Origin of the sequence: Paenisporosarcina sp. TG20 (genome assembly GCF_000286315.1) — a bacterium.
Taxonomy (GTDB): Bacteria; Bacillota; Bacilli; order Bacillales_A; family Planococcaceae; genus Paenisporosarcina.
Map to the genome: position 1 here is coordinate 1 of NZ_ALJG01000201.1, position 9006 is coordinate 9006.

At 36.2% G+C, this 9006-nt stretch carries 9 protein-coding genes; 2 read left to right on the top strand and 7 right to left on the bottom strand.

All coding sequences use genetic code 11. From position 1 onward, the window contains the following. Positions 1 to 380 precede the first annotated feature (380 nt). The gene (locus tag B371_RS0103800) at positions 381 to 875 is read right to left on the bottom strand and encodes a ferritin (RefSeq protein ID WP_019412975.1); all 495 of its coding nucleotides are present in this window, start codon (positions 873 to 875) and stop codon (positions 381 to 383) included. 336 nt (positions 876 to 1211) lie between these two features. Between B371_RS0103800 and B371_RS0103805 the strand changes: the two genes are divergently transcribed. Then, positions 1212 to 1538: a YnfA family protein gene (locus B371_RS0103805; RefSeq protein WP_019412976.1), complete on the top strand. Its 327-nt coding sequence runs from the start codon at positions 1212 to 1214 to the stop codon at positions 1536 to 1538. Positions 1539 to 2321: 783 nt separating this feature from the next. Next, positions 2322 to 3356, top strand: coding sequence for a C39 family peptidase (locus B371_RS21230; protein ID WP_019412978.1), 1035 nt, complete (start codon positions 2322 to 2324; stop codon positions 3354 to 3356). A gap of 322 nt (positions 3357 to 3678) precedes the next feature. On the opposite strand, the gene B371_RS0103820 is transcribed toward B371_RS21230, so the two are convergent. The 6 genes from B371_RS0103820 to B371_RS0103845 all read right to left on the bottom strand — a co-directional run bounded on the left by B371_RS0103820 (position 3679) and on the right by B371_RS0103845 (position 8976). Further along, on the bottom strand, positions 3679 to 3948 hold the full coding sequence (locus B371_RS0103820) for an iron-sulfur cluster biosynthesis family protein (RefSeq protein WP_019412979.1): 270 nt from the start codon (positions 3946 to 3948) through the stop codon (positions 3679 to 3681). A gap of 119 nt (positions 3949 to 4067) precedes the next feature. Then, the gene (trxB, locus tag B371_RS0103825; protein ID WP_019412980.1) at positions 4068 to 5015 is read right to left on the bottom strand and encodes a thioredoxin-disulfide reductase; all 948 of its coding nucleotides are present in this window, start codon (positions 5013 to 5015) and stop codon (positions 4068 to 4070) included. Between the two features lie 26 nt (positions 5016 to 5041). Next, complete coding sequence (arsA, locus tag B371_RS0103830; RefSeq protein WP_019412981.1) at positions 5042 to 6808, bottom strand: arsenical pump-driving ATPase; 1767 nt, start codon at positions 6806 to 6808, stop codon at positions 5042 to 5044. 14 nt (positions 6809 to 6822) lie between these two features. Then, positions 6823 to 7185: an arsenite efflux transporter metallochaperone ArsD gene (gene arsD / locus B371_RS0103835; RefSeq protein WP_019412982.1), complete on the bottom strand. Its 363-nt coding sequence runs from the start codon at positions 7183 to 7185 to the stop codon at positions 6823 to 6825. Between the two features lie 76 nt (positions 7186 to 7261). Then, positions 7262 to 7681, bottom strand: coding sequence for an arsenate reductase (thioredoxin) (gene arsC / locus B371_RS0103840; RefSeq protein ID WP_019412983.1), 420 nt, complete (start codon positions 7679 to 7681; stop codon positions 7262 to 7264). A 26-nt stretch (positions 7682 to 7707) separates the two neighbouring features. Then, on the bottom strand, positions 7708 to 8976 hold the full coding sequence (locus B371_RS0103845; protein ID WP_026022959.1) for an arsenical efflux pump membrane protein ArsB: 1269 nt from the start codon (positions 8974 to 8976) through the stop codon (positions 7708 to 7710). Positions 8977 to 9006 lie beyond the last annotated feature (30 nt).

A 9006-nucleotide genomic window follows, 5' to 3' on the forward strand; every position in this document is an offset into this window, starting at 1 on the left:
TATGATCAATTCGAAAACATTTACTTGATTGAAGCGGAAGGCGGCGACTCCTACGGGATTAGCGGGACAGGTGAGACCCCGCAGTGGAGCGCTAGCGACCGAGGAGGCTCTCCGCCCGCCCCGTGGAAAGCGTCCGCCTGGAGCGCAAATCGGCGGTATCATACTAGAACCTACTCCTTAAAATACCGGGAATATGGGATTCATGGCTCACTAAATTTATATACTTGTGTGTGAAAATAATTATAAACAAAAAGACAATATCAAACTAAGGGCTTTACTAGTACCTCTTTTTTCTGAGGATCATTTTTCATGGTAGATGGTGGTTTCTTATCTTGTAAAAAAAACCAGCACAACGTTGCCGTGTGCTGGTTTTTTTTATATTATTCCATTGTTCGTTGAGAAAAGTCTTCGTCCATCTTAAGAAAGTACTCGCCACCTTCTTGTATTCCACTCAATTTCACAATGATTGTTCGGAAAGCATCTTCTTCTTCAATTTGTTCTTTAATAAACCAGTCTAAAAATGCTTTGGTCGAGTGTTCCTTTAATTCTTCCGCAAGAGTAACCAATGAATAGATATCTCTAGTCACTTCTTTTTCTTGTTCCAACGATTGTTTAACTACATCTAAAGCATTTTCGAAGACACTCTTTGGTTCAAGCAATCCTTGTATTACTGGTTTTTCTCCCATTGTAACTAAGAAATGATAGAACTTCATTGCATGAAAATCTTCTTCTTTAGATTGTACTAAATAAAAATTGGCAAAACCTTGGTATCCTTTATCCGAGAAATATGTGGCCATTGCCTTGTACGCATGAGCAGCCTGAAGTTCATTATTAAATTGATTATTTAAAGCTTCCGTCATTTTTGTTGGTAACATAATTCAATTCCCCCTACTTATTTATCATACTCTTAATATAACAGATATAATTATAAGGTACAACTTTATTGATAATATATAGTCTTAAATGAGAATTTTTAATTTAAATTCAACATAAACGATGGGTTTTATGTTTTCTAAATGATAATTATTATTAATAAAGTTATCCTCGCGCCTTTATTTAGCATTGATTTAACAAATGCTCTTTTCAAAGAAACTCCTTTAAATAGTTTAAAGTCTACTACTTAAAGTAAACTGTAAGTAAGAGTCAATTTGGTTTCCAGAGATAAATTCACATGTACTAGTAAGTAAATAATTAAAAAGGGTGATTCTACTTTGTTTACTGTGATAATACTTTTTCTATTTGCGGGTTTAGTTGAAATTGGCGGCGGATATCTTATATGGCTTTGGTTACGGGAAGGTAAACCTGCTTATTTGGGGTTATTTGGAGGAATAGCATTAGCTTTATACGGTGTTCTTGCTACTTTTCAATCATTTCCAACGTTCGGTAGAGTCTACGCTGCGTATGGTGGTGTATTTATTGTTTTATCTGTTCTTTGGGGATGGGGAATCGATAAGAAAATGCCTGACACATACGATTGGATCGGTGCATTTATTTGCTTAATTGGTGTATCTGTTATGTTATTTGTTCCTCGGCATTAATGGTTGGTAAACTCTATAACTTAAGAAAAACCGGGCAAAGATCGTCGGTCGTATTGTCGTATAATAGCCTGCGAGATGCTGGCACTCTTTTTGCACGATGACATTATAATTGGAGTGTGTGTGATGAGAGGAAGAATCCGTGATGTTGATTTTTCCTGTAATCATTCCCGTAATGCCTAGCTTTATCAAACTCTTTATATAAAAGTAACCCTGAATTGGACAAAAGACCGCCTTCAAAATTAACCTTTCCTCTTTTATTGAAACTTATGCTTGTTTCGTGTAAACTTTTCATATTGAAACTTCCATTTTTTTATTTTTTTTGTGGTAATAAAGTGAAAACAAATGAGCGAGAACTCTTAGAGTAATAAGGGCTTCTCGCTTTTTTCTTCTATTGTATGAATAATGAAAGATAAAGTATAAAAAGTTTAACCTCTTTTGTGTTTGAGGAAAATAAGGGTTGTGAAATTGAAAGTGCATTTGAAGGACAAATGCTATGATGATTCAACAGTATGAAGATTGTATTAGAGCCTGTTTAGAAAGTTTAGAGACATGCAACACGTGTTTTACTTCTTGTTTGAAGGAAGAACACATCGACATGATGAGAGAGTGCATTAAACTAGATAGGCAGGAGCATTGTCAAAATGTGCGAATGCTTGTCGTATTTGAGCGGATGCATGAGAAAGATGTCTACTATCGAAAACAAATGTCCAAGACGCTAAATGTCTCTTGGTTACGAAAAAATAATTGGACATAATAAAGATTTATTAGGAGCTGAGTAGTCTTTTGAAGTATTTACATCATAAATTTCTTAGATTATTGTTGTTACTCTTATGCATTACCTTTTTAATTGTTGGAATGAATACTACTTCATCAAGGGATTTGGGCTCAGATAGATTTTTAGAGTCTAATACTGAGACTATTAAGACTTTCAGGAACTTTTTATTAATAAACAGCAGAAACAATCACCCCATACCTGATTACATCATCTATATTTTAGATAGTAAGACTGATAATCTAGTTTCATCAGCGAAATCTGATAGTTCGGGTGAAGGGAAGATAGATGGGTTGATACCTGGAAAAGAATACATTATTAAAACAGCTTATATAGATGAAAGTGGACAATCAGTTGATAATAAAGAAGAAAAATCATACATACACGAGTCTACAGATACTTTTATCTGGGTCGAGACTTTTATAGAACGTAAGGCAAATTACATTGATGTACCAACAGTTATGCAGTATCCCGAACTGCCTAATGGATGCGAAATAACCTCTTTAACAGCTATTCTAAATTTTTATGGAATGGACATTTCTAAAACTACAATCTCTGATAGATATTTGCCCAAAGTAGCTTTTAGCACTAAAGAAGGCAAAAGATTCGGCGCTAACCCACATATAGCTTACGCTGGTAATCCTCGTAACTTAAACGATGGATGGTACGCCTTTGCCACTCCAATTGTTAATGCTGCGAAGGATGTAATTGTTAGAAACAAAAAGAATTTATATGCAGAGAATGTGAGCGGAAGTACACGAGAAGAGATTCTGTCATATATAGATCAAGGTATTCCAGTAATCGTTTGGGTAACACGTGATCTGTCACCCCCAATTAAACGCGGGGGTTGGTATACTGAAGGAACAAACAAATTTCATTCTTCTTTTACGAACCTTCATACAGTTGTTTTAAACGGATGGGAAGATGGAAAGGTTCAATTTATGAACCCACTTAAGGGTCAGCAAATCATCTCGGAAGATGTATTCTTTGATAGTTATGAAGCACTCGAGAGCCAAGCCATTATTATCACAAAATTACCACTCTGAGCATTACCATTCATTAATTTTGACTTACTACAGTTTTTAACCCGTTTCGCAAGTATCCAATTAATTTTGACACCACTGGGAAGGGATTGACCTAAGTAACCTCCCGTTTATTTTTTCAATCGAAGTTTCATTGGTTCATTTATTACCATTCAGTTCTCTTCTTTTAGTCAAGATTATTAACAAGCTCATTTAACACTTTCCCTTCTATTGCTCCCCTAGAAAGAGTGAATTTTCCGGCTAAATTCATGCAACGTTAGTGATCTTTAATATTTTAAAAAAAGCAAAACCTTCTATATAACGAAGGCTTTGCTCTAATTAGTATTTAACAGTTTTCTGGAACGCCAACCAACGTTAAACTTCCATTTTGCATATCAATTGTCACTTCTTCAGCCATGTTTAGGACACGCTGATCAATTGCTACTTGAACCCCATTAACCTCTTTAATTACATCCTTCTCTTGCGGTTCGTCCAAAGATAGACCTAATTGTGGTCCACAACAACCTTGCCCAACAAAATGAAAACGAATCCCTTGTGCATTTTTTTCCGTCATTGCATTTGTTAACATTTCTTTAGCCGTATCTGTGATAATCATGAATTTTCTCTTCCCCTTCATCGGTTAAAAGACCGATTTATATATTTTCTGTAATTGTAAAATTACACATTGATTTCACTTTATTCGTTCATAAATTTATATGTGACTAAATCAAACTTCTATAATGATTGACTCCAGTCGTGAATGGCCTGACCTTCTAAATAACGTTCTGCATCTAATGCTGCCATACACCCTGTTCCAGCAGCTGTTATCGCTTGTCGATATTTATTATCTTGAACATCTCCACAAGCATAAACTCCAGCAATATTTGTTTCAGTTGTTCCTGGTGTTACTTGGATATAACCAACTTTATCTGTGTCGATTTGATTGTTTAAGAATGCTGTATTCGGTGTGTGACCAATCGCAACAAATATTCCATCTGTCTCAATTATTTCTTCTTCACCTGACTCATTGTTCTTCACTTTTAGCCCACTTACTTTCATACCACTAGACATCACTTCAACTGGACTTCTATTTAAGCTCCATGTAATTTTAGGGTTTTGTCTTGCTCGATCTTGCATAATTTTAGACGCCCGTAACTCTTCTCTTCTATGCACAATAACTACTTCCGAAGCAAATTTTGTCAGGAAGTTCGCTTCTTCCATTGCCGAGTCCCCGCCACCAACGATAATTACTTTTTTGCCTCTATAGAAAAATCCATCGCATGTTGCACAGGTACTGACACCTGAACCAATGTTTTCTTTTTCTCCAGGAATTTGCAGCAGTTTGGCAGAAGCACCCGTTGATAGGATTAAGGATTCTGTCACGACCTCACCAAGTCCACTTACAGTAAGCTTAAATGGTCTTTCTGACAGATCGACTTCTGTTACCCAGCCACTTTTAAATTCGGCACCAAAACGTTCAGCTTGTTTACGCATATTATCCATCAACTCTGGACCCATAATTCCTTCAATAAATCCAGGGTAATTTTCCACTTCTGTCGTCAGTGTTAATTGTCCTCCTGGTTGATCTCCTTCAATAACAAGTGGATTCATATTGGCTCTAGCTAAATAGATTGCGGCTGTTAACCCTGCAGGTCCAGTACCTAAAATTACTACTTTATGCATGTCAAATCCCTCCTCCAATTGATTCTTTAAAAAGTTTCCTTCATTTCAATAATTCCAAGCTTATCTTCAGACTGCCACTTTACAATTGTTGTTTGTGAAGTGAGTTCCTCGCTTACTTTTTTAATCCACACTTTTTCACTATTAGCCTTCGCACTTAAAATAGGATCTAGCGTTTCAGTTCCATAAAGACTCTGATTAATTACCCATGACTTCGGTTGAATACCTGCTCTATTCAAGTCTTGCTGTAAACGCATTGCCTCAAAAACAGGTGTCGCTTCAGGTAAGGTAACAATTAATACACTGGTCTCCTCGGGATTTCTTAGACGTGGAAGCAAGTTTTTAACCGCATCAGAAACTTCACCAGTTGATCTGGATAGTTCTTTTTCATATGATTTTGCAGCATCAAGCAACAACAATGTATGACCTGTTGGCGCTGTATCAATTACTATAATTTCTTCAATCGATTTCTCTACTACATCTGCAAATGCTCTAAAGACAGCGATTTCTTCTGTACAAGGAGAATTCAAATCCTCTTCTAAATAACGCAAAGCATCTTCATCCAAACCAGCGCCTGCCGTTAGAATAACTTCTGCTTTGTATTTCTCAACTTCAGCTGAAGGATCAATTTTACTTATTGTGAGGTTATCCATAACTTGCTCATCCTTAAACATAAACTCCAAATGTGCTGCAGGATCAGTTGTTGTCAAATGAACTTTTTTACCTCTCTTTGCTAATCCAACTGCAAGTAAGGAAGCGATTGTTGTTTTTCCTACGCCACCTTTACCCATTGTCAAAATAACACGTGAGTTCTTAAAATACAAATCATCAATCGTTTGGTTAATTGTCATCAAATTATCGCTATTTAATTCCACTGATTCCTGTGCACTACTTGGAAGAAGATATGATTTAAACAAATGGCGAAGGCTTTCACTCCCTATTAAAGAATAGGAAACAAAAGGCAACGAATAGGTTTCTAATTGCTTTAAAGTGGTCGGTAAATCTTTTAGCGCATTTTGTTGTCTGTTATAAAAAGCACTAGAGATTTCATCATTATGCATAGGTTTTTTCAGCAACCCATTGATAATTAATAATTGATTTTTAATACCAATATCTTTTAACTCACTTGAAGCTCTTTCAGCCTCAAAAAAAGTGGATGAATCCGGTCTAGTCACTAGAATGAGTTTGGTTTGATTAGGATCCGAAAGTACTTTCACCGTGTTCGCATACAATTCCTTTTTTTCCGACAATCCAGATAACGGACCTAAACAGGATGCACCATGTGTGCTTTCTTCTAAAAACCCACTCCATGCATTAGGAAGTTGTAGCAATCTTAATGTATGACCGGTCGGTGCTGTATCAAATATGACATGATCAAAATCACGTATTAACTCCAAATTCGTTAGTAAATTTGTGAATTCATCAAATGCCGCGATTTCAACTGTACATGCACCAGACAATTGTTCTTCCATTTGGTCAACAACTGCATCTGGTAATTTCCCGCGAAATGGATCAACAACTTTATCTCTGTAAGATTTAGCTGCTTCTTCCGGATCCAGATTGCATGCATACAATCCATCGACATTGTCTACTTTCGTCGGTTGGTTGCTAAACTCCATGCCAAACACATCTTGCAAATTAGATGCAGGGTCCGTACTTACCAATAATACTTTTTTTCCTTGGTCAGTAAGATTCACAGCTGTTGCACAAGCTACTGATGTTTTCCCTACTCCACCTTTTCCTGTAAAGAATAAGAAAGGAGTTTCTTTAAGTAGCCGCGGATGAAAATTTTGCATAAAAATACTCTCCTTTATTTCGCGAATTTAACGTCTAAAAGATTAGTTGGTTTCTCCTCTTTTAATTCGCTCTCTTGAATACCAAACCAGTTAGCCAGTTCTTCATTCGAAGGGTATTCCCCAACTTTTAGTATTTCGCCATTCATAAGTACGACTGGTAATGCATCGGGTCCTTTTTCATGGAGAATTTGATTGACATTTTGATTTTCAACAAAATTACTAGGTTCACTCCCTAAGTTAAATCGTTTAATATCATAGCCCTTTTTCTCTAGGGTAAATACCGCTACAGCTACTCTTGTTAACTCCGGGTCAACAGTTGGTCCGCAAACGCCTGTTGGGCAACACAATGCAGGATCGAAAATTTCAACTTTAGCCATTGTATTCATCCTTTCACATACTAATAATCATATACCTATATATCATCTAAAGGATAGTTGAGAAATTCCCTTTTTATTATTTACCGGTTTCAGCAAACTGTTTAATTCGTTCTCCAATTTCATCACGAACTTGCTGGAATACTACCCATTTTTCTTCATCTGTACCTTCAGCTTTAGCAGGGTCATTGAATCCCCAGTGTTCGCGTTTTACGTGTTTTGGTGTAATTGGACATTTGTCAGCAGCGTCGCCACATAATGTTACAACAAAATCTGCATTGTTAAGAATTTGTGGGTCAATGATATCTGATGTTTGATTTGAAATATCAATTCCGACCTCATTCATTGCTTTTGTAGCATTAGGATTCAATCCATTTGCTTCAATTCCAGCACTTAAAACTTGCCACTCATCACCCAAGTATTTTTTTCCCCAACCTTCAGCCATTTGACTCCGGCATGAATTACCTGTGCATAAGAAATATAGTCTTCTTTTAGACATGATGTAAAACTCCTTTTTATTTTAATTTAGATAATTAATAACCATAAATAAAGTCCGATTAGTGTTATCAGTAGTGTTGGGATTGTTAATATAATTCCTATTTTAAAATAAGTTCCCCATGCAATTTTTACTCCTTTTTGAGATAAAACATGGAGCCATAATAGGGTCGCAAGAGAACCAATTGGTGTGATTTTCGGACCTAAGTCTGACCCTATTATATTTGCATAAATCAAAGCTTCTCTAATTGTCCCTGGAGTACTCGTTTCTGAGATGGCTAGGGCATTAATCATGACTGTCGGCATATTGTTCATGACTGAAGACAAAATAGCTGCAATGAACCCCATGGAAATCGTTGCAACGAATAAACCTTGATTAGCTGCATGTTGAATCACATCTGCTAAGATACTCGTCAGTCCCACATTTCGTAAACCATAAACTACGACATACATACCAATTGAGAAGAAAACGATTGCCCATGGTGCCCCTTTTAATACACTTCTCGTTTCAACCGCTGGACTCTTTTGTGCCATAAATAAGAAAAATATTGCTATAATTCCTGCCACTATTGATACAGGTACACCTATAAACTCACTTGAGAAGTAACCGATTAATAATAAGGCTAAAACATACCAAGATAAGCGAAACATTTTTTCGTCTTTTATTGCATCACTAGGTTTTTTTAGATCTGCTAAATTATAATTCTTCGGAATATCTTTTCGGAAGAATAAAAATAATACTAAGATACTGGCTAGTAGAGCAAAAAAGTTCGGTACAATCATTCTAGAAGCATATTCGACAAATCCAATACCAAAAAAGTCAGCTGAAACAATGTTAACTAAGTTACTGACTACTAATGGTAAGGAGGTCGTATCAGCGATAAAACCACTCGCAATGATAAATGGAAATATCATTTTTTCATTAAATTTCAAATTCCGAACCATTGCAAGCACAATTGGTGTAAGGATCAATGCGGCTCCATCATTTGCGAAAAATGCTGCAACCAATGCGCCTAAAATGGTAACATAGACAAACATTCTAATTCCATTTCCTTTTGCGGCTCTTGCCATGTGTAAAGCGGCCCACTCAAAAAAGCCAATTTCATCTAGGATGAGTGAAATAATAATAATAGCTATGAATGCTAATGTGGCATTCCATACAATTCCTGTTACATCGATTACGTCTTGAAAATTAACAACACCTACGGCTAAGGCTATTATTGCCCCACCACAGGCTGACCATCCTATTGATAGGTTTTTAGGTTGCCAAATGACAAAAATCAGTGTAACAATAAATATTAATGATGGGCTAGTTGTAAAATTAAATGC

Excerpts from the sequence above, each read along its gene's own strand:
- B371_RS0103820 (WP_019412979.1), bottom strand. The coding sequence starts at position 3,948 with ATGATTATCACAGATACGGCTAAAGAAATGTTAACAAATGCAATGACG.
- arsA (WP_019412981.1), bottom strand. The coding sequence starts at position 6,808 with ATGCAAAATTTTCATCCGCGGCTACTTAAAGAAACTCCTTTCTTATTC.
- B371_RS0103800 (WP_019412975.1), bottom strand. The coding sequence starts at position 875 with ATGTTACCAACAAAAATGACGGAAGCTTTAAATAATCAATTTAATAAT.
- arsC (WP_019412983.1), bottom strand. The coding sequence starts at position 7,681 with ATGTCTAAAAGAAGACTATATTTCTTATGCACAGGTAATTCATGCCGG.
- trxB (WP_019412980.1), bottom strand. The coding sequence starts at position 5,015 with ATGCATAAAGTAGTAATTTTAGGTACTGGACCTGCAGGGTTAACAGCC.
- arsD (WP_019412982.1), bottom strand. The coding sequence starts at position 7,185 with ATGGCTAAAGTTGAAATTTTCGATCCTGCATTGTGTTGCCCAACAGGC.